Origin of the sequence: Corynebacterium sp. HMSC05D08 (genome assembly GCF_001807215.1) — a bacterium.
Classification (GTDB): domain Bacteria; phylum Actinomycetota; class Actinomycetes; order Mycobacteriales; family Mycobacteriaceae; genus Corynebacterium; species Corynebacterium striatum.
The window spans coordinates 34,302-53,466 of record NZ_KV788355.1 but is presented as its reverse complement, the minus strand read 5'-3'; the positions used below and the strand labels follow the sequence as shown (position 1 = coordinate 53,466).

The following is a 19,165-nucleotide window of genomic DNA, read 5'->3' as shown; positions in this document are numbered from 1 at the left end:
CCGATACCTACAGGTGAAGAACTCCAAAATAGAAAGTCCTCCCACTGTGTCACTTGAGAAAAGATCGGACAAGCAGCGCCGCGCTCGTGCCATCCAGCCCGCGCCATCTTCGGCGTCGAACGTCAAGCAGCAGGGTTCCAAGCCGTTAAAGGCGATCCTTACTTTCTTGTCGGCCGCGATTCTTGTCTTCTCTGGCGTGGGTTATGCCACCGTGGGCCGCGTGGGCGACGGAGTGGCCTCAGTGGGAAATTTGGCGCTCGGCAACCAGGGCGGTTTCAAAGCTAACACCCAGGACGGCGCAGTGGACATCCTCTTGGTGGGCAAGGATTCGCGTACCGATGCACAGGGCAATCCCCTCTCTGAAAAGGAACTGGCGGATCTGCACGCAGGTGTCGCTGAGGGCGAGGAGAACACAGACACCATCATGATCATCCGTATTCCGGATGATGGCTCACGCGCAACCGCGGTGTCCATTCCCCGCGATACCTACGTCGACGACGGCGAGTACGGCAACACCAAGATCAACGCGGTCTTCGCAGCGCACAAGGCAGATAAACTCAAGGAACTCGAAGAGGAGAATGCGGTAGCGGAGGCCCAAGGCGATAAGAAGCCGTACTCCGACAAGGAGATTGAGCAGAAGGGCGTCGAGGCCGGCCGCCAGGGACTTATCGATATGGTCCGTTCCCTTACGGACATCGATATCGATCACTATGCAGAGGTCGGACTCTTGGGCTTTGTGCTGCTTACCGACGCCGTCGATGGCGTCGACGTGTGCTTGAACAACGACGTCAAGGACGAGATGTCCGGCGCCGACTTCCAGAAGGGAAGGCAGACTCTCCATGGCGCCCAAGGCCTGTCCTTCGTCCGCCAGCGCTACGGGCTGCCACGCGGCGACCTCGACCGTATTGTTCGCCAGCAGGCCTACATGGCTTCGTTAGTCTCGAAGGTGCTGTCCTCAGGAACCCTGGCTAATCCGAATAAACTCTCTAAGATCACCGAGGCGATTGAACGTTCCGTCGTCATCGATGAGGGCTGGGACGTCATGGGCTTAGTCACCCAGCTGTCTGGCCTGGCCGGCGGAAATGTCACCTTCACCACCATTCCAGTGACCTCCATCGACGGTGTCGGCGACTATGGCGAGTCCGTGGTGACCATCGATAAGGCTGAAGTCCACAAGTTCATGGATGACCTCGCAAGAACTGCGGAACAGGATGAAGCAGCCGCGGCGTCGGCAAGCGCTGAAGAAGGCTCCAACCCTTCGGAGCAGCCAGTCGCGGATGGCATCGAGCTTAACGTTCTCAACGCGGGCTCCATTGACGGTCTCGCGTCAGGCATCGGCAAGTGGCTCACCGGCGTGGGCTACACGGTCGAACGCACGAGCAACGCCGAGCCAGGCTTGTACGCGCAGTCGCAGATTGTCGCCGCCGACGAGAATGACCAGCGCGCCAAGGACCTCGCGGAGCAGCTCGGTGGCCTGCCCGTGACCTCGAACCCTTCCTTGGATGAAAACACCTTCGTGGTCGTTGCATACGACGACTACACCGGCCCATCCGATGAGGCCGCCCAAGCCGCTGAACCGGCTGAATCCGCTGCCAGCGACCAGGTAGGAACCCCAGGCAGTGACCTCGGAACGGCTATGGTTTCGCCGGAGATCGACGCCGGTGGCGACGGCCCGCGCTGCGTGAACTAAACGCCACACAAACTAAGTAATTCTCAAGCCGGGGCCTAGGGCCATCGCGCGAAAGCACTCCCTGCCACGCTAAGGCTAAGTCACCTACGATGGTCGGACATGGATATGCTTCAGCACCTACTTTCCGCAGATGCCGCAGCGCCGCGCCTGACTTTCTACAACGAAGCCACCGGCGCGCGCATGGATTTTTCCGCGCAGACCTTGGATAACTGGGTTTCCAAGATTGCCAACATGCTCTTAGAAGAGCTTGAGCTCGATTCCGATTCCCTCATTTTCTTCGACCTCCCTGTTTCCTGGCAGCCCGCGGTTATCGCTTTGGGCGCCCTTGCTGCCGGCGTCGACACAGCGTTCACGCGCGCTGAGCTAGACGGCGCAAGCCCCGATGTTATTTTTGCCGCGCCCGAGGGCTTTGCAGAGTTGACTGAGGAATTCACAGGCGCCGATGTTGTGCTCGTTACCGATGATCCATTCGGGCGCGGCGTCATCGAATCTGGCGGCGAATTGCCCGCGGGCGCCATCGACTTTGGGCCCACCGTGCGTTTCTACGGCGATCAGTTCTATGGCCCCACCACCGCTTTGCCGGAGCTTTATTCGGCCGCCGGCCCTGCCCAACGCGTGATGTCCGCGGGGTGGAAGGACAAGGATTCCTTTAAGAAGTTGATTCTCGAACCGCTCGCATGTGGAGGCTCCGCCGTTATTGTCGCCGGCATGTGCACTGCCGAGCGTTTAGAAGAAATCGCCGCCAACGAGAAGGTGGATCTGCGTCTTTAGCTGGCACGAACGCCATCGGCGGTGTTAATTCCCAGAAACTCCTGGAGGCGCGTGCCCACGGCATGGATTTCCGCGGCGGCAAAGTGCCCGCTACGCCAAGCCGCATGCAGGGGCACACCGCCTAGCATCTCCTCCTTGTTGCAGATGCGCAGGCCTACCGCGCCGTGGTCCTGCAGAGCACTGGAGATGGCGATTGCACGCCCGGCTCGCGCGAGGGCGATGAGCGTAACGGTGTCCTCGCACTCGACGACGTCGCCAAGCACAGCGTGGCTGCGCCCTACGAAGGCATCGAAGAGCCCGCGCGAGACGCTGCGCCGGCCTGACATGGCGAGACGATGAGTGACCAAGTCCTCCACATCAATGCTGTCTTGGCCTGCTAGAGGGTGCTCCTCGTTTACCCAAGCTCGGATAGTGGCCTCCCCCAGCGGAACGGAATCGAGCCCCTCCTTTACTGGAATTGGCGTCACCACCACATCCGCGGTGGTATCTAGCGCTTGGTACACCTCGTAGTGCTCGACCGCCAGTGTGGTCAGAAGCGGAATTGCCCCGCGCGCATCAGCGATGAAAGGCGCCAAAATCGTCGAGATGGTCGTCGGCGTTGCGGCCACCTGCAAGGCTCGCATTTCGCCGCGTTGCAGCGCTGAAACCGCCTGCGTAGCCCTGTTATTATCTGCCACCAATTGCTGGCACACAGGAATCAATGCCTTGCCCGCCTCGTTGAGACGCAGCACCCCAGCTGCGCGTTCGAAAAGCTCGAGCCCCAGCTCCTCCTCAAAGCGCCGCAGCTGGCGGCTTAGCGCCGGCTGGGTGATGCTCAATTGCTCTGCCGCGGTAGTCACGGAACCGGTGCGCGCGAGCGCCAAGAAATATTTCGCCCTCGTGTAGTCCATAAAGCTTCATTTAACACGAGCTATTACCAATGGGCATGGATTTCAAAATCCTTAGACATTAGACAACATGATCAAAAGTCCCTCACAATAAGGTGAAAATATTGCACCAATCACAGAAGAAGGATTGTTTAAAAACTATGACTCGTCGCCATGTTGGCACCGCCATCGCTGAATCCCTCGCAGCGCACAACGTCAAGCGCGCATACCTCGTCCCAGGCGAAAGCTTCCTGCCAGTGCTTGATGGACTCTATGACAGCCCCATCGAAGCCATCGTTACCCGCCAGGAAGGCGGCGCTTCCTACATGGCAGAGGCACACGGCAAGGCGACCGGTGAGCCGGGCGTCGCAATGGTCACCCGCGGCCCAGGTGCTTCCAATGCCTTCGTTGGTATCCACACCGCCTGGCAGGATTCCACCCCGCTGGTCCTCTTCGTGGGCCTTATCCCCTTCCCCGACCGTGACCGTGAGTCTTTCCAGGAGTTCGACCCAAAGGCTTGGTTTGGCACCCAGACCAAGCAGGTCTTCATCCTCGATGACCCATCCCGTGCTTCCCACGTGGTGGCCGAGGCGTTCTTCCAGGCCAAGCAGGGCCGCCCAGGCCCAGTAGTGGTGGGCCTGCCGGAGGACATTCTCCACTTGGACTTCGACGGGGAGATTGTCCAGCCAATCAACGTGACAGACGGCGCGGTATCCCCAAGCGATATCACCGCGCTTTCCGAGGCCCTACGCTGCGCCGAGCGCCCACTCATCTTCGCCGGCGGCCCACGCTGGACCCCAGAGTCCGCACGCCAAATCACCGAGTTTGCAGAGACCAACCAGATTCCGGTGGTCCACGATTTCCGCGCCAGCGACCGCGTCCCTTTTTCTTCCCCGGCCAACGCCGGCTGGCTGGGCTACGGCCGTGATGAGAAGGCAGCTGCGCTGCTCCAGGATTCCGACCTCGTACTCGCCGTTGGAGCAGTGCTTGGCGACGTCTCGACTGACGGCTACAAGCTGCGTCAAGGCGCAAATGACCGCAACTTCTTCATCAACATCGATTCCAGCCTGCGTGGCAACTCCGCAGCCGTCACCCGCCACATCCTGGCCAGCCCGGTAGCCTTCGCCGAAGCGCTGTCTGAGATCGATGCGGGCGAGGTCTCTGCTGCCCAGCAGCAGTGGTTCGCGGATGCGCACGCGGCGCAGGTGGCTTTCTCAACGGTTCAGGACGAAGCCGACTGGCGCCCGGCTCCTGAAGGAACCGCACACATCGAATCACTCATGCGCGCCATTCAAGAGCAGGCCCCAGAGGATTCCATCTACACCTTCGGCGCCGGCAACCACTGCATCTGGGCGCAGCAGTTTATGCACACCAACGTCTACCCCTCCCAGTTCAGCGTGCGCAATGGCTCGATGGGCTACTCCGTTCCAGGTGCAGTCTCCACCAAGCTGGAGTTTCCTGAGCGCACCGTCATCGCCATTGCTGGCGACGGCGAGTACCTGATGAACGGCCAAGAGCTGGCTACCGCCCTGCAGTATGGCGCTCCTTATCTGACCGTCGTGCTGTCCAACGGTGAGTTCGGCACCATCCGCGATCACCAAAAGAACCACTTCCCTGATCGCGTTTCCGGCACCCAGCTTTCCAACCCGGATTTCGCCGCCGTCGCCCGTGGCTTCGGCGCACACGGCGAGCTTGTCACTTCCGACGCCGAGGCAGCACCTGCCGTCGAGCGCGCACTGCAGGCTATGCGCGAGAAGCAGATTCCAGCAGTCATCAACGTGATTGTGGATCAAGCTCTGTCGCTGCCTGACAACGACTAGACCTGTCCCCAAACAAAGGATTTTCAATGAGCAATACCGTTGCTACCACTGTTGAGCGTGCGGAGGCCAAACCTGCTGGCTCAACCATGAATTGGGTCATCACCCTGTTCGGCACTGCCGTCGGCGCAGGAATTTTGTTCCTCCCACTTAACGCTGGTGGATTTGGCTTCTGGCCACTGGTCTTTGCCACGGTCTTCATCCTGCCACTGGTCTATTTCTCGCACCGCACCTATGTCCGAATAGTCAGTGGCGCGCCCATCCGTGACCACGGCAAGGACGTCCTGGAACTGGCCACGCAATATTTAGGCCGCCCTTCCGGCATCGTTATCGCCATTTTGTACTGGCTCGCTATCTTTCCCACAGTGCTGATTTACGGCATCAGCATCACCAACTCGGTCGATAGCTTCATCGTCAACCAACTGGGTGGACCTTCCATCAACCGGTGGGTACTCGCCATCCTCTGCGTGGGCATTATGACCGGCGCGTTCGCGGTGGGCCGCAAACCCATGATTTGGCTGGCCCAGGTGCTGGTGTATCCGCTCATCTTCGCTTTGGCGGCAACGTCCATCTACCTCATCCCACGCTGGGATTTTCAGAGCTTCCTGCACTACGACAACGGGGAAGGCGACTTTGGAATCCTCAAGGGAATCCTGCTGATTCTGCCGGTGCTTGTATTTTCCTTTTCCCACATGGCGGCGCTGTCTCAGTTCGCACTAGACATGCAGCCGGCCTATGGCGAGAAGACCGCCAAGCGCGTTGACCGCACGGAGATACTTACCGCCATCTTGCTAGTGGTCTTTACCATGTTCTTCGTTTGGTCATGCGTCCTGGCTTTGGGGGCCGATGGAATGAACGAGGCGCTGGAACAAAACATTCCGGTACTGTCCTACTTCGCTAACGTCACCGGCACCCCGTTCATGGCCTACATGGCACCCGTTGTGGTCATGTGCGCCATCATCTCCTCCTACTTCGGCCACATGCTGGGCACCGAGGAAGGCACAGAGTACCTGCTGCGCCTAGCAGCGCCAAAGCTGGCGGAGCGAATCTCGCACCGCAGCCTGCTCAACATCGTCTATCTCATCACCTTCGTTGGCACTACCCTGGTGGCGGTCTATAACCCATCCATCGTGTCGATGATTTCGGTCGTCGGTGGCATCTTCGTGGCTTTCCTCGTTTACCTGGTCCCGGTCTACATGTTCAAGAAGCTCGACGCTTATTCCAAGTTCAAAAATGACCCGTGGAACTACTTCGTATTTGGCATGGGAATCGTCATCATGGCGGTTACCGTGTGGAACATGTTCTAAGTCTTATCAATCACTTCTTAAAAGTCGCTTTAAAGTAAGGAGTTTTAAAACCATATGCTTCGCCCTGATCTCAACAAGTTCCCTGATTACAAGCCCGGCAAGTCCGACGGCGACAAGCTGAAGCTCTCCTCCAACGAAATCCCTAACCCGCCGCTTCCCTCCATACTCGAGGCAATGACGCGGGCGGCAGCGGAGACCAACCGCTACCAGATCAATGGCTGCCCAGAACTGACCACCGAGCTTTCTAAGTACCTAGGCGTTCCTGAAGATCACCTCGCCATCGCGGCGGGCGCCTCGGCCATCGTTCAGCAGGCCATCGGAATGTCCTGCCACACTGGTGACGAAGTAATCTTTCCGTGGCGCAGCTTCGAGGCTTACCCGCTCTACGTGCGCATGGCCGGCGCGGAACCAGTGATGACTCCGCTCACCGAGGACGACCGCTTGGGCTTGGATGCCGTGATCGAGGCCATCACGGACAAGACCCGCGCCATCATCCTCTGCAACCCAAATAACCCAACCGGCACCACCATCACCAAGGGCGAGTTCCGCGACTTCATGGAGCAGGTTCCGAAGGACATCGTGGTTATCCTCGATGAGGCTTACTGGGAGTACAACGACGCGGAGGATACCCCGAACTCTGCCGAGGAGATTTTCAACTACCCGAACCTGGTGGGCGCCCGCACCTTCTCCAAGGCCTTCGGCCTTGCCGGTGCACGCGTGGGTTACGGAATCGCCTCCCCGGAGCTCATCCACGGCCTCAAGCTAATGACCATGCCGCTGACGGTTACCTACATGGCAGAAAAGGCTGCCATCGCAGCGCTTAACTCGGCAGAGGAGCTGCTTGCCCGCGTCAAAGAGACCAAGGTGCAGCGCGAGCGCGTAGCTGAGGCTATTGGCGCGCGCCCTTCCAAGGGCAACTTCGTTTGGATTCCACGCGGCGACGCCGAAGAGGTTGAACGCAAGCTTTCCGACGAAGGCGTCATCATCCGCCGCTACCTGGATGAGGGCGTACGCGTTTCCATTACCACCGAGGAAGAAACAAACATCTTCTTGGCCGCCTGGGAGCGCGCGGGCATTGAGCCTTGGCGGGGCTAGCCAGGGTTTCCGCAACAACTCTCGCTAAAAACCATCTTGAAATTGAGATGCGCTCCATAGATTGAATAATTATTGACATACATCACAACCGTCCACATAATGGGACGTGTTCTTATACGCACACTACAAACTGGAGGATGAACAATGTCCGGAATTCGCGTAGAAAACCCTGCAACTGGCGAGGTGCTCGAAACCTTTGACCACGTCACCGAGCAGGAAGCCCTTGCCGCTGTAGATACCTCACATGAGGCATTCCTCAGCTGGCGCGAGACCCCTATTGAGGAGCGCGCCAAAGTAGTTACCCGCGTTGCTGAGCTTTTCGAAGAGCGCAAGGACGAGTTGGCAGAAGTCATTGCTACCGAAATGGGAAAGCCGATCTCCGAGGGCCTTGAGGAGGCCGAGTTCAGCAGTGCCATCTTTGGCTACTACGCAGATAACGGCCCGAAGTTCGCCGCCGATGAGGAAATCCCGGTGGAAATGGATGGAAAGGGCTATATCCAGCGCCTCCCCATTGGCGTCTTGCTTGGCATCATGCCGTGGAATTTCCCCTACTACCAGGTAGCGCGTTTCGCCGCCCCCAACCTCATGTTGGGCAACACCATCATCCTGAAGCACGCAGAGATTTGCCCACGCTCCGCACTCGCCATCCAGAAGATCATGGATGATGCCAGCGTACCCAAGGGCGTCTATACCAACCTTTTCGCAACCCACGAGCAGGTAGAGAAGATCATCGAGCACAAGGAGCTGCGTGGTGTTTCGCTCACCGGTTCCGAGCGCGCCGGTGCCGCGGTGGGTGCTATCGCCGCGAAGAACCTCAAGAAGGCCGTACTGGAGCTGGGCGGTTCTGATCCTTACATCGTGCTCGACACGGATGACGTCAAACAAGCCGCCAAGGATGCGTGGGAAACCCGCATCTACAACACCGGTCAGGCTTGTAACTCCAACAAGCGCCTCATCGTCATGGATGACATCTATGACGAGTTCCTTGCAGAGCTGGTTGAGCTGGCTAAGGCCATGAAGCCGGGCACACCGCAAGAGGCTTCCGAGACCGTCTACACCCCACTGTCCTCACGCGGCGCTGCGGAGAACCTCAAGGATCAGATCGACCGCGCCGTGGCAGCCGGTGCCACCCTTCACGTCGGCGGTGAGCTCGTTGATGAGAAGTCCTCCTACTTCAGCCCCGCCGTGCTGAGTGACGTCCCTGTTGGCTCGGACATCTACTACGAGGAGCTCTTCGGCCCCGTCGCCACCGTATACAAGGTCAGCAGCGATGAAGAGGCACTGAAGCTGGCCAACGATACCCAGTACGGTCTCGGTGGTTGCGTCTTCTCCAAGGACGTCGAGCGAGCAGAAAAGGTTGCTCAGCGCTTGGAGGTTGGCATGTCCAACGTCAACACCTACGCGGCTGAGGGCGCCGAGGTGCCGTTCGGTGGCGTCAAGAACTCCGGCTATGGCCGCGAGCTGGGCCCCTACGGCATGGATGAGTTCGTCAACAAGCGCACCTACTTTGTGGCCAACTAAGGAGATTCCATGACTTCACTAGGAAACTTTGTCCTCGAGGTACACACCGCGCTTTTCGACAGCCACGATACCTCCGTCCTAGACAAGCACTTCGCCGATAACTTCGTGGAGCACTCTCCCCTCATCGCTAACGATGCAGAAGGCCTTAAGAAGTTCGTCACGGATCTGGGCGAGGGATTAAAGTACACCAACGCCCGAGTGATTGCCGATGAAGCAAACAACCTCGTCGCACTGCACGGTCGTTTTGACGGTATCGAAGATGAGCCCTTCGTCGGCTTCGACATTTATCGCGTCGAAGGTGACAAAATTGTCGAGCACTGGGACAACCTCGTTCCTAAGGCAGAGCCGAATGAAAGCGGCCGCACGCAGCTCGATGGCACCACCGATGTGGGAGATGAGAGCCTTACCGAGGAGAACCGTAAGTTCGTCATCAAATTCTTCGAGCGCTCGCTCATCGGCAGTGACTACTCCGGCTTCATCGACAACACACGCGATGATCAGTTTGCCCAGCACTCCCCCGATATCGCCGACGGCGCCCAAAACTGCGTCGATTTCCTCACCAAGCTGAAGGAGGACGGCGAAGGACTGGAGTACGAGCGCATCCACCGCACGATTGCGCAGGGACAGTTCGTTCTGACGCATTCCGAAGGAAGCATCGCTGGTGCGCGCCACTCCTACTGCGAGCTGTGGCGCGTTGAAGACGGCAAGCTCGTCGAAATGTGGGATGCCATTTCTGAGGTCCCCTCCGATAATGAGGCGCTTCATAGCCACGGCATCTTCTAAGCCATAACCTAGGTTGCACGCCAAAGGCTGGGCCACTCCTTGATACGGGAGTGGCCCAGCCTTTCACGTTTTCCACATAAGCCCGACGCCCAGTAGCTCTAGAACCGAGTTGAGGCCGCAACTGCCCTATCTGCCAAAGTTATCGCCTCAAGATCTGGCCGGAACTTTGGCAACTTTGGCAGTGTCATCTCTAAGACCTAATCCCAGCACGATGTTCAATGCCACTGTCTGCAGAGTTTAAGCCCAACCCGCCGGCACCAGCCCGACGATCGAGATGATCGAATAGATGAATGCTAGGAAGTAGACCACGATGATGGTCCCCTGAATCACCGGGTTTGCCAGCGCACCGACGCTCCAGCCGGGGTCACGATCGCCCTTCTTGCGGGAGGCATGCAGCAACATCACCGGAATGATCGACATGATTGCACCCGCAAAGCCGCCCGCGTAGGACAGCGCTGCGACGAAACCGCCAAGACCCGCGATGGAGATAGCCAGCGGCGGTACAACGGTCAGCGCCACGGCAATGCCACGCTGCGCGTTGTTGCCCTCCCAGTGCAAAATGTCGAGCACGTTGCGCATGGTGGTAAATCCAATCGCGAGGAAGGAGGTCAGCATCGCTGCCAACGCGAAGATATTGGCCAAGTAGTACGCGACCGGTCCAAGCGCCTCGCCCCAGGCGATGGTAACAACCTCAGTAACGTTCATTCCCAACAGACCCAGAGCCGCAAACGGCACAAGTGCCAGCGTAAAGCCGGTAATCACCATGCCGAGCACGATGGCGCGAGCTGTCTCCTGCGGCTTCGCTGGGTCCATGCCCTGTACTAGCTCCGGCACCACGTACTGAGCCAAGAACGAGAAGACAGCCAGGTTCAAAATAGGAACGATGAAGAACGGGTGGAGCACCAACAGGTTCTCGGCCTCGATTCCAGGTCCCAGAAGGGTCCAGCCGCACAGCACGGCAATGATGATGGCCATACCTGCGGTAATGGCGCCTTCCGTGGCACCGGTGGTGTGCAAGCCGCGGTACATCACCCAAGACCCAAAGCCGAAGAAGATCAACGTTCCTGCCAGCGGCGGCAGGCCGAAAATATTATTGATGAGGTCGCCGGAGCCGGAGGCGTAGGCGATGAGCGCGCCGACGCCGTTGACGATAATCGCCACGAAGACCAGCCAGCGGCCCCACTGCCCCAGATAGTGCTCAGCAAGACCAGAGACCTGCAGAGGCGCCCTCGTGCGCATCGCGGTTTCGGCCACATAGAGCATCGAGATAGTGGTCAGCGTTCCGGCCACCAGCAGCGCAATGACGAGCGCAAGGAAGCCACCGTTACGCGCTGCATATGGAATCGACAGAATGCCGGCGCCAATGTTAGTGCCGAAGATCAGGGCAATGCCTTGAATAAATGACAGCGCTGGCTTAGGTGCCGCGTTGCTGCACGTTGAAGTTGTCATCGTTTCCTCCGTTTAAGGCGCCGGCTGCTTGCCGACGCCGCTCTATATAAAACGCACCGTTCCAGACACGGAAGGCCCCGCCGAAGCGGGTTTGAAAGCCAAACGTGTCAGGAACGGTGCAAGGTATTAAGGCTTCGCGATGTAGCGCACCGAGATGTACTCCTCGATGCCCTCTGCGCCGCCCTCGCGGCCGAAGCCAGACTCTTTGATGCCACCGAATGGAGCGGCGGCGTCGGAAATCGCAGCGCGGTTGATGCCAACCATTCCGGACTCCAGCGCGTGTGCCAGGTACTCCGCGGTGTGGAAGTTCTCCGTGAAAGCATAAGCTGCCAGGCCAAACTCGGTGTCGTTGGCTTTAGCCACGCCCTCCGCCAAGTCGGAATAGGTGGTCACAGTCGCAACGGGACCGAAGATCTCCTGGCGGAGAATCTCGGCGTCGTCAGGCAGCTGCGCCAAGACCGTTGCCGGGTAGAAGAAGCCCTTGCCCTCCGGCTTGGAGCCGCCGGTCGTGGCAACAGCACCCTGCTCCAGAGCCTTCGCTACCAAGTCGGCCACCGCATCGCGCTGCTTTGCGCTAATCAGCGGGCCGAGCGCGGTGCCCTCAGACAAGCCGTGGCCCGTCTGGAAAGCAGCCATCTTCTCGGTCAGGCGCTGGGTAAACTCCTCCGCCACTGCCTCGTGCACGATGAAGCGGTTGGCTGCAATGCAGGCCTCGCCGCCATTGCGCATCTTCGCCTGCATCGCGCAGTCCAGCACTAGGTCGAGGTTGGCGTCCTCGTGGACCAGGAACGGGGCATTGCCACCGAGCTCCATGGAGGTCCGCTGCAGGTTATCGGCAGACTGGCGCACCAGAATCTTGCCCACGCCGGTCGAGCCGGTAAACGTCACCTTGCGCAGGCGCGGATCCGCCATGAGCTCGGAAGACAGCGCGCTAGACTGCGTGGTGCTCACGATGGAGAACATACCTGCCGGTACCTCGTGGCGGGCGAATACCTCAGCAATAACCTCACCCAGCAGGAGCATGGTCAGCGGAGTCTCCGCAGCAGGCTTCACCACGACCGGGCAGCCAGCGGCGAAGGCCGGGGCAATCTTGCGGGTGGCCATGGCCAGCGGGAAGTTCCATGGGGTAATCGCTAGAACCGGACCAACCGGGGTGTGCGAAACGGTGATGGAACCATTACCTGCCGGGGACTGGGAGTAACGGCCTGGGATGCGCACTGCTTCCTCGGCAAACCAGCGCATGTACTCAGCACCATAGGCCACCTCACCCAGCGCTTCCGCGTAAGGCTTTCCCATCTCCAGGGTCATCACGCGAGCGAAGTCTTCCTTGCGCTCGTTGATTGCATTGAAGATGTCGGTGAGGATGATGGAGCGGGTACGCGGTGCAAAACCCGCCCACTCCTTTTGCGCGGCGTCGGCAAGCTCCAGCGCGCGCATCCAGTCAGCGGAGGTGCCATCTGCAACGTTGGCAATGACTTCTTCCGTTGCTGGGTCGAGGACCTCGAAAGTGGCGCCGCCGGTGGCTGCGACGTTCTTGCCCTCCAGCCAAAGGCCAGTTGGCAGAGAATCCAACAGCTCAGAAACCTGCGAATAATCAAAGTTTGTCATTTGCTTCTATCCTTTTGGCTGCAGCCCGGACTTACTTGTACTCGTTGAACTGCTTGACTACTACCTGCAGGGCCTCGCGCCACAGATCCTCCGGAATGGCCAGGGAAGGCAGGAAGCGGATAACGTTGTGGTCAAGGCCGCAGGTGAGGATGAGGACGCCCTCGGCCTTGGCAGCGTCAGCGATCTTGTGGACGAGCTCAGCGTCCGGCTCGCCATCAGCGGTGACGAACTCGAGCGCCAGCATGGCGCCACGGCCGCGGAACTCTGCCACGCGTTCGTCACCCAAGATTGGCTCCAGCTCCTCGCGGGCAATCTTTTCCAGGTTCAGCGCGCGGGCGCCAAAGTCCTTGTCCTCAAATTCCTTGAGGGTAGCCAGCGCTGCTGCACAGGAAACTGGGTTACCGGTGTAGGTGCCGCCCAGGCCGCCTGGCTGCGGTGCGTCCATGATCTCTGCACGGCCGGTGACTGCGGAAAGCGGCATGCCGGAGGCGATGCCCTTAGCGATGGTGACCAAGTCAGGAACGATGCCCTCGTGGTCGGAAGCGAACCAGGAACCAGTGCGCATCATGCCGGCCTGGATCTCGTCGACGATGAAGACGACGTCGTTGTCGTTGCACCACTTCTGGATAGCTGGCAGGTAGCCCTCAGCTGGGACCACGAAGCCGCCCTCACCCTGAATCGGCTCGACCACAACGCAAGCCAGGTTGGCAGCGCCGACTTCCTGTTCAATCATGGTCAGAGTCTTCTTGGCTGCTTCCTCGCCACTGAGTTGGTCGCGCAGCGGGTAAGACATCGGTGCGCGGTAGATTTCCGGCGCGAACGGGCCGAAACCGTTCTTGTACGGGGACTGCTTCGCGGTCATAGCCATGGTGAGGTTGGTGCGGCCGTGGAAGGCGCGGTCCATGACTACAACGCCGCGCTTGCCGGTGTAGTTGCGGGCAATCTTGACGGCGTTCTCAACGGCCTCCGCGCCGGAGTTAAACAGCGCGGTCTTCTTTGGGTGATCGCCCGGAGTGACCTCGTTGAGCTTTTCAGCGACCTCGACGTAGGACTCGTACGGGGAGATGGTGAAGGAGGTGTGGGTGAAGTGTGCGACTGCTTCCTGGACGGCCTTCACCACGGCTGGGTTGGAGGCACCGGCGGAGGTCACGGCGATGCCGGAGGCCAGGTCGATGAAGCGGTTGCCGTCAGCGTCGGCGAGGATGCCGCCGTCAGCGTCGACGACGTAGCCCGGCAGCGAAGGCGCCATGCCAGCTGGGATGGCGTTCTTGCGGCGCTCATCCAGTGCGGCGCTGACTGGTCCGGGGACCTGCTCGGCGAGGTGGCGGGTCTGCTCGATGCGGTATTCAAGTTCCTGCATGATTCTCCTTCAATCGTCTTGCTTTGTGATGTGAATCATTGTGGATGCCACGACTAGTCACAGGCCATGGACATGGCGTATATATTTGAGGCAAAAGACTATTCACTATGTCTATCGACGAGTTGCTGTAAGAAGGACCGGGCAATGAGCGAGCTTCGCTTTCAATGGCTGTTTAACCAGCGCAAACTAAACCTGCGCCCGATTCTCGAAGGCCCGCGTGAGTTCACCACCATCCAAGCCAGCGAGTTGCGCGATCCCAGCGAGTTCACCACTCAGGGCGCCATCATCTTGACCTTGGGACTGGCCTTCGAGCACTCGCCCAGCGACTTTTCCGTCTATGCGCGCACCCTGGCGGCGGCGGGAGTGGGGGCCATCGGCTTCGGCACGGGTCTGACCTTTGCGGAGGTTCCGCAGGAGCTTATCAACGCCGCGGCGCGCCACCACCTCACCCTCTTCGAGGTCCCGCGCGCCACGCCTTTCATCTCGATCATCAATACAGTCACCACGGAGCAAACTCGTATTGAGAACAATCTGCAATTCGCACTACATCGGCAGCAAGAGCGTCTCAACCAGGCGGCCTCGGATGGCATCGAGGTTTTGCTCGAGCGCGCGTCGAAAGAGCTCGGCGCAGCGGTTGCCATTGCAAACGACTCCGGAGTGGTCATCGCACGCCACGATTTCCGTGGACTCAACGCAGCGGACTTCGCGCTTGCCGCCGCCAGCCAGAGCTCAGGGCGCACCTCGGGCGCGCGTTCCAACACGACGAGGGACGGGACCACGATTGCCGCGATTAGCAACGTGTTCAACAGCCACGGCCGCAATCGCATCGCGTTGGCGGTCTCGCGCGAGGAGAAGTTCGACTCTTATGCCCGCGCCCTCATCCGCCACCTCGCGGGTCTTGCCGAACTGCTGCTACAAAACCGGGATTCCTCCGCGCGCGTAATTTTGGGCGCATTGGCACTGGCCACGCAGGTCTCCGGCACTGCCACTGCCCTGGCAACGCCGGCGATGGAGGCGGCGTTTAATTCGGTCGCCTCGCACGGCAAGGTAGATGTCTATCTCGTACAGGCCGACTCCCCGGCCCGGCTCAGCCGCGCGCTGGGGCTCGTCCACCACGCCGCCAACGACGGCGGCTTTGCGTGCTTTGTGCTGCCGTTGGAGGGGACGGCGTCGGAAAGCGCGCTCATTGCTCTGCCCCCTGAGCCCATCGCTATGCAGACCCTGTTCGGCCGCTACGCCAACCACCTGCGGTTTTCCCTGCTTAGAGGCGTGGAGTGGGGCGACATCAGCGGCGACCGCGTCAAGGCGCTCACCGCGCACGCGCGTAGCCTGCCGCTGGGCACCCTCGCGGAATTCAGCTCCGACGCGCCCGCCTGGCTCGGGGAATCAGCTGTCCACGCCGCGTTAGGCAAGCGCCGCGAAGCCACCATTGGGCGCCTTTCGCTTTACGACGCCGCACACAACACCGAGCTATTGCGCACGCTGCGGGCTTACTTGCTTGCAGACTCCCAACTCGCCGCTGCCGCCACCGAGCTCAGCGTGCATCGCCACACCGTGCGAGCCCGTATCGAAAAGATCCAGTCCTTATGCGGATTCGACCTCAGTAACCCCGTAACGCGCGCCGAGGTACTTTTGCTTTGTTTGAGCGACTAGAGTCTTTGAATTCACTTTCATTTAGCCAAGCATTCACCCTTAGGCCGCGCTTGCTTAACCTATGCCGCCTAGCTTCCTCCAAGTGGTAATTAAGCAATCTGCGCAGAGAACCGACACGGATTCTCTACGGAAGAAGGCCCAAGCCAAGAAACGCCAAGAGTGGTGGCTGGCAGCGGTGCTTCTCGCACCAAACCTCCTCCTCTTAGCGATTTTTACTTATCGCCCTCTCCTCGATAACATCCGCCTCTCGTTGTTTAATTGGAATATCTCAAGCCCCACCTCCACTTTTGTGGGCTTTCAAAACTACGCCGAATGGGTTAGCCGCGATGACACAAAGGTCATCGTGTCCAACACGGTCATTTTTACCTTCTTCGCCGTTATTGGCTCTCTCATCCTTGGCTTGGCTCTGGCCTTGCTCCTAAATCAGAAGCTGCGGGGACGCAACTTCACCCGTTCCGTGGTGTTCGCTCCCTATGCCATCTCCGGTGCTGCCATCGGCATCGCCTTCCAGTTCATCTTCGATCCGAACTTCGGTCTGATCCAAGAAATGCTGGGCTGGTTCGGCGTCGATAGTCCCAACTTCTACGCCGTTCCGGGCTGGGCGCTGTTCATGGTGACTTTTACGTTTGTCTGGAAGAACCTGGGCTATACCTTCGTTATCTATCTAGCTGCGCTCCAAGGTTTGTCGAAGGACTTGGAGGAAGCTGCAGCCATCGACGGCGCCTCAACATGGACGCGTTTCCGCCGTGTCACCCTGCCGCAGCTACGCCCCACCACTTTCTTCCTGTCCATCACGGTGACGCTGAACTCTGTGCAGGTCTTCGACATCATCAACGTGATGACGCGTGGCGGCCCCCAGGGCAACGGCACCACGACCCTGGTTTTCCAGATTTACCAGGAGACCTTCGTGAATTTCCGCGCGGGTTACGGTGCCACAGCAGCGACGATCATGTTCCTCATCCTGCTGATTATCACTCTCATCCAGGTACGAATTATGGACAAGCGAGATCACTAATGCACTCAGCGAAGAAATTCTTCGGGTACGTCGGCATCGTCGCCGTCCTCGTTCTCGTCGGCCTGCCGTTGTTTTGGATTTTGATGACCTCCTTCAAAGCGAAGGGCGACATCTACACGGATCCGGTCACGTGGCTGCCACCCACGTGGGAAACCGCCAACTACGCGGACGCCACCACACGTGTGCCGTTCTGGCTATACCTACGCAACTCGGTTCTCATCACTGCTGCCCTGGCCATAGTGAAGATCACCTTGGGCGTGGTTTCCGCCTATGCGCTGGCAATCCTGCGCTTCCCTGGCCGCAATCTGGTCTTCCTCGTCGTCATTTCGGCGCTGATGGTGCCCTCCGAAATTACCGTCATCTCCAACTACGCCCTCATCAATGCGTGGGGATGGCGTAACACCTTCGCCGGCATCATCGTGCCGCTAGCGGGCGTGGCTTTTGGAACCTTCCTGATGCGCAACCACTTCCTGTCTTTGCCCTTTGAGCTCGTGGAAGCAGCCCGCATGGATGGCGCCGGCCCAATCCGTTTGCTCACCAAAGTCCTTCTGCCTATCTCATGGCCAACGCTTACTGCCTTCGCGGTTATCACCATCGTCAACGAGTGGAATCAGTACCTGTGGCCATTCCTGATGTCGGACACCGCAGACGTGGCGCCACTCCAGGTGGGCCTGACAATGCTGCAGAACAATGACGGCGTCACCAACTGGGGCCCCGTTATGGCCGCCACCATCCTCACCATCATCCCGATCCTCATCATCTTCCTGGCTCTTCAGAAATACATGATCAAAGGCCTGACCACTGGCGCCGTCAAGGGCTAGCCGAGCTGGCTTTCCCGATTCACGCTCGCCGTTATCGCAAACAAATCTCTAAGGAGTTCCTCATGGACCGTCGTTCATTCCTCTCTACGTTGACTCTTGCTTCCGCGTCCGTCACCCTCGCGGCTTGCGCTGGTACTTCCAGCACAGACCCACAGGCAGCTAAGGATTCTTCCGGTGATGGCAAAGTCACGGAGCTGACCTGGTGGTCCAACCACCCTGGTTCCTCCAAGGACGTAGAAACCGAAATCATCTCCCGCTTCGAGAAGGAAAACCCAGACATCAAGGTCAAACTCATTGATGCTGGCAAGAACTACGAGGAAGCTGCGCAGAAGTTCAACGCGGCGCTGACCGGCAGCGACCTTCCGGACATCGTGGTGCTTTCCGACGTCTGGTGGTACAACTTCGCTATTAACGGTCAGATCGCTAACGTCGATGACCTGGCTAAGGAAGCAGGCGTCGACCTTTCCTCCTACGTGCAACCGCTGTACGAGGATTACGCTTACGACGGCGGTCACTTCGCTTTGCCTTTCGCGCGCTCTACCCCGCTGTTCTACTACAACAAGGAAGCCTGGAAGAAGGCTGGGCTGCCAGATCGCGGACCTAAGTCCTGGGACGAGATGGACGAGTGGGCGCCGAAACTCGCGGAAGCCAACCCAGGCATGAAGGCCTTCGGTTGGGGCGACGCCGTGGACTACTTGGGCTGGATCTTCCAGGGTCCACTGTGGTCCAAGGGCGGCGCTTACTCCGATGAGTGGGAGCTGAAGTTCACCGACAAAAAGACGATCGATGCTGTCGAGTGGCTCAAGAAGGTCACCGATGAAAAGGAAGGTTACTCCTACGTGGGCAACGACATGGCCATGGAGTTCTCCACCGGCCGCGCTGCCGCAACGGTTCTTTCCACCGGCGATCTCTCGGGCATCAACGAGAACGCAAAGTTCGAGCTGGGCACTGCATTCCTTCCGAATCCAAACGGCGACGGCGCTTGCCCTACCGGTGGCGCTGGCCTTGCAATCCCCGCTGGCATCGATAAGAACCGCCAGCTTGCAGCCATCAAGCTCATCGACTTCATCACCAACGACCAGAACACCTCGTACTGGTCCCAGAACGTGGGCTACATGCCGGTTCGCTCCACCGCTGTCGAACTCGACGAGCAGAAGAAGTTCATGGAGGAGAACCCGAACTTCAAGACCGCTATCGAACAGCTTCCAGACACCCGCCCGCAGGACTACGCACGCGTATTCCTGCCAGGTGCCGACCAAGAAATCGGTGGCGCGTTCGAGAAGATCGTCACCAACCGTGACGACGTCACGAAGACACTCACCGACCTGCAAAAGACCTTGCAGTCGATTTACGACAACCAGGTCAAGCCCGTAGCAAAGAGCTAGTTCGCACTCCCCTAGCTCTCGAGA

15 protein-coding genes are annotated in these 19,165 nt (G+C 59.2%); 11 read left to right on the top strand and 4 right to left on the bottom strand.

Annotated features, from left to right (window positions below; translation table 11 throughout):
* The first annotated feature begins 46 nt into the window (after positions 1-46).
* The gene (locus HMPREF3148_RS11105; protein ID WP_172953425.1) at positions 47-1,690 is read left to right on the top strand and encodes an LCP family protein; all 1,644 of its coding nucleotides are present in this window, start codon (positions 47-49) and stop codon (positions 1,688-1,690) included.
* 99 nt (positions 1,691-1,789) lie between these two features.
* Positions 1,790-2,461, top strand: coding sequence for a TIGR03089 family protein (locus HMPREF3148_RS11100; RefSeq protein WP_049063892.1), 672 nt, complete (start codon positions 1,790-1,792; stop codon positions 2,459-2,461).
* Here the strand turns inward: HMPREF3148_RS11100 and HMPREF3148_RS11095 are convergent.
* Positions 2,458-3,351, bottom strand: a complete 894-nt coding sequence (locus HMPREF3148_RS11095) for a LysR family transcriptional regulator (protein ID WP_049063893.1) — start codon at positions 3,349-3,351, stop codon at positions 2,458-2,460. The genes HMPREF3148_RS11100 and HMPREF3148_RS11095 overlap by 4 nt on opposite strands.
* Positions 3,352-3,488: 137 nt before the next feature.
* On the opposite strand from HMPREF3148_RS11095, the gene HMPREF3148_RS11090 reads away from it, so the two are divergent.
* The 5 genes from HMPREF3148_RS11090 to HMPREF3148_RS11070 all read left to right on the top strand — a co-directional run bounded on the left by HMPREF3148_RS11090 (position 3,489) and on the right by HMPREF3148_RS11070 (position 9,850).
* The gene (locus HMPREF3148_RS11090) at positions 3,489-5,147 is read left to right on the top strand and encodes a thiamine pyrophosphate-dependent enzyme (protein ID WP_005528139.1); all 1,659 of its coding nucleotides are present in this window, start codon (positions 3,489-3,491) and stop codon (positions 5,145-5,147) included.
* 26 nt (positions 5,148-5,173) lie between these two features.
* Positions 5,174-6,451, top strand: coding sequence for an amino acid permease (locus HMPREF3148_RS11085; RefSeq protein ID WP_049063895.1), 1,278 nt, complete (start codon positions 5,174-5,176; stop codon positions 6,449-6,451).
* A 54-nt stretch (positions 6,452-6,505) separates the two neighbouring features.
* Positions 6,506-7,546 (top strand): histidinol-phosphate transaminase, encoded by a 1,041-nt coding sequence (locus tag HMPREF3148_RS11080; protein ID WP_049146860.1) that lies wholly within the window; start codon positions 6,506-6,508, stop codon positions 7,544-7,546.
* 144 nt (positions 7,547-7,690) lie between these two features.
* On the top strand, positions 7,691-9,067 hold the full coding sequence (locus HMPREF3148_RS11075; protein WP_049146862.1) for an NAD-dependent succinate-semialdehyde dehydrogenase: 1,377 nt from the start codon (positions 7,691-7,693) through the stop codon (positions 9,065-9,067).
* 9 nt (positions 9,068-9,076) lie between these two features.
* Positions 9,077-9,850, top strand: a complete 774-nt coding sequence (locus HMPREF3148_RS11070; RefSeq protein ID WP_049146864.1) for a nuclear transport factor 2 family protein — start codon at positions 9,077-9,079, stop codon at positions 9,848-9,850.
* A 237-nt stretch (positions 9,851-10,087) separates the two neighbouring features.
* Here the strand turns inward: HMPREF3148_RS11070 and HMPREF3148_RS11065 are convergent, their stop codons facing one another.
* The 3 genes from HMPREF3148_RS11065 to gabT all read right to left on the bottom strand — a co-directional run bounded on the left by HMPREF3148_RS11065 (position 10,088) and on the right by gabT (position 14,267).
* A complete protein-coding gene (locus HMPREF3148_RS11065) occupies positions 10,088-11,299 on the bottom strand; it encodes an aromatic amino acid transport family protein (RefSeq protein ID WP_070509138.1) in 1,212 nt (403 codons plus the stop codon).
* A 126-nt stretch (positions 11,300-11,425) separates the two neighbouring features.
* The gene (locus HMPREF3148_RS11060) at positions 11,426-12,907 is read right to left on the bottom strand and encodes an NAD-dependent succinate-semialdehyde dehydrogenase (RefSeq protein WP_049146868.1); all 1,482 of its coding nucleotides are present in this window, start codon (positions 12,905-12,907) and stop codon (positions 11,426-11,428) included.
* A gap of 31 nt (positions 12,908-12,938) precedes the next feature.
* Positions 12,939-14,267, bottom strand: coding sequence for a 4-aminobutyrate--2-oxoglutarate transaminase (gene gabT / locus HMPREF3148_RS11055; RefSeq protein WP_049158660.1), 1,329 nt, complete (start codon positions 14,265-14,267; stop codon positions 12,939-12,941).
* A 144-nt stretch (positions 14,268-14,411) separates the two neighbouring features.
* On the opposite strand from gabT, the gene HMPREF3148_RS11050 reads away from it, so the two are divergent.
* The 4 genes from HMPREF3148_RS11050 (at position 14,412) to HMPREF3148_RS11035 (ending at position 19,141) form a co-directional block, all read left to right on the top strand.
* Entirely contained in the window at positions 14,412-15,920 is a 1,509-nt protein-coding gene (locus tag HMPREF3148_RS11050; RefSeq protein ID WP_070509137.1) for a PucR family transcriptional regulator, read from the top strand.
* A gap of 166 nt (positions 15,921-16,086) precedes the next feature.
* Positions 16,087-16,935, top strand: a complete 849-nt coding sequence (locus tag HMPREF3148_RS11045) for a carbohydrate ABC transporter permease (protein WP_371440712.1) — start codon at positions 16,087-16,089, stop codon at positions 16,933-16,935.
* Positions 16,935-17,756, top strand: coding sequence for a carbohydrate ABC transporter permease (locus HMPREF3148_RS11040; RefSeq protein WP_049166689.1), 822 nt, complete (start codon positions 16,935-16,937; stop codon positions 17,754-17,756). Before HMPREF3148_RS11045 ends, HMPREF3148_RS11040 begins: the two co-directional genes overlap by 1 nt.
* Positions 17,757-17,818: 62 nt before the next feature.
* Positions 17,819-19,141 carry an ABC transporter substrate-binding protein gene (locus tag HMPREF3148_RS11035; RefSeq protein WP_049158652.1) on the top strand — a complete coding sequence of 441 codons (1,323 nt, stop codon included), beginning with the start codon at positions 17,819-17,821 and terminating at the stop codon, positions 19,139-19,141.
* Positions 19,142-19,165: the final 24 nt, after the last annotated feature.

What these genes read in the sequence shown, in the direction of transcription:
- HMPREF3148_RS11070 (WP_049146864.1), top strand. Translation starts at nt 9,077, where the DNA reads ATGACTTCACTAGGAAACTTTGTCCTCGAGGTACACACCGCGCTTTTC.
- HMPREF3148_RS11065 (WP_070509138.1), bottom strand. Translation starts at nt 11,299, where the DNA reads ATGACAACTTCAACGTGCAGCAACGCGGCACCTAAGCCAGCGCTGTCA.
- HMPREF3148_RS11080 (WP_049146860.1), top strand. Translation starts at nt 6,506, where the DNA reads ATGCTTCGCCCTGATCTCAACAAGTTCCCTGATTACAAGCCCGGCAAG.
- HMPREF3148_RS11095 (WP_049063893.1), bottom strand. Translation starts at nt 3,351, where the DNA reads ATGGACTACACGAGGGCGAAATATTTCTTGGCGCTCGCGCGCACCGGT.
- HMPREF3148_RS11060 (WP_049146868.1), bottom strand. Translation starts at nt 12,907, where the DNA reads ATGACAAACTTTGATTATTCGCAGGTTTCTGAGCTGTTGGATTCTCTG.
- HMPREF3148_RS11100 (WP_049063892.1), top strand. Translation starts at nt 1,790, where the DNA reads ATGGATATGCTTCAGCACCTACTTTCCGCAGATGCCGCAGCGCCGCGC.
- gabT (WP_049158660.1), bottom strand. Translation starts at nt 14,267, where the DNA reads ATGCAGGAACTTGAATACCGCATCGAGCAGACCCGCCACCTCGCCGAG.
- HMPREF3148_RS11085 (WP_049063895.1), top strand. Translation starts at nt 5,174, where the DNA reads ATGAGCAATACCGTTGCTACCACTGTTGAGCGTGCGGAGGCCAAACCT.
- HMPREF3148_RS11090 (WP_005528139.1), top strand. Translation starts at nt 3,489, where the DNA reads ATGACTCGTCGCCATGTTGGCACCGCCATCGCTGAATCCCTCGCAGCG.
- HMPREF3148_RS11040 (WP_049166689.1), top strand. Translation starts at nt 16,935, where the DNA reads ATGCACTCAGCGAAGAAATTCTTCGGGTACGTCGGCATCGTCGCCGTC.
- HMPREF3148_RS11035 (WP_049158652.1), top strand. Translation starts at nt 17,819, where the DNA reads ATGGACCGTCGTTCATTCCTCTCTACGTTGACTCTTGCTTCCGCGTCC.
- HMPREF3148_RS11075 (WP_049146862.1), top strand. Translation starts at nt 7,691, where the DNA reads ATGTCCGGAATTCGCGTAGAAAACCCTGCAACTGGCGAGGTGCTCGAA.
- HMPREF3148_RS11050 (WP_070509137.1), top strand. Translation starts at nt 14,412, where the DNA reads ATGAGCGAGCTTCGCTTTCAATGGCTGTTTAACCAGCGCAAACTAAAC.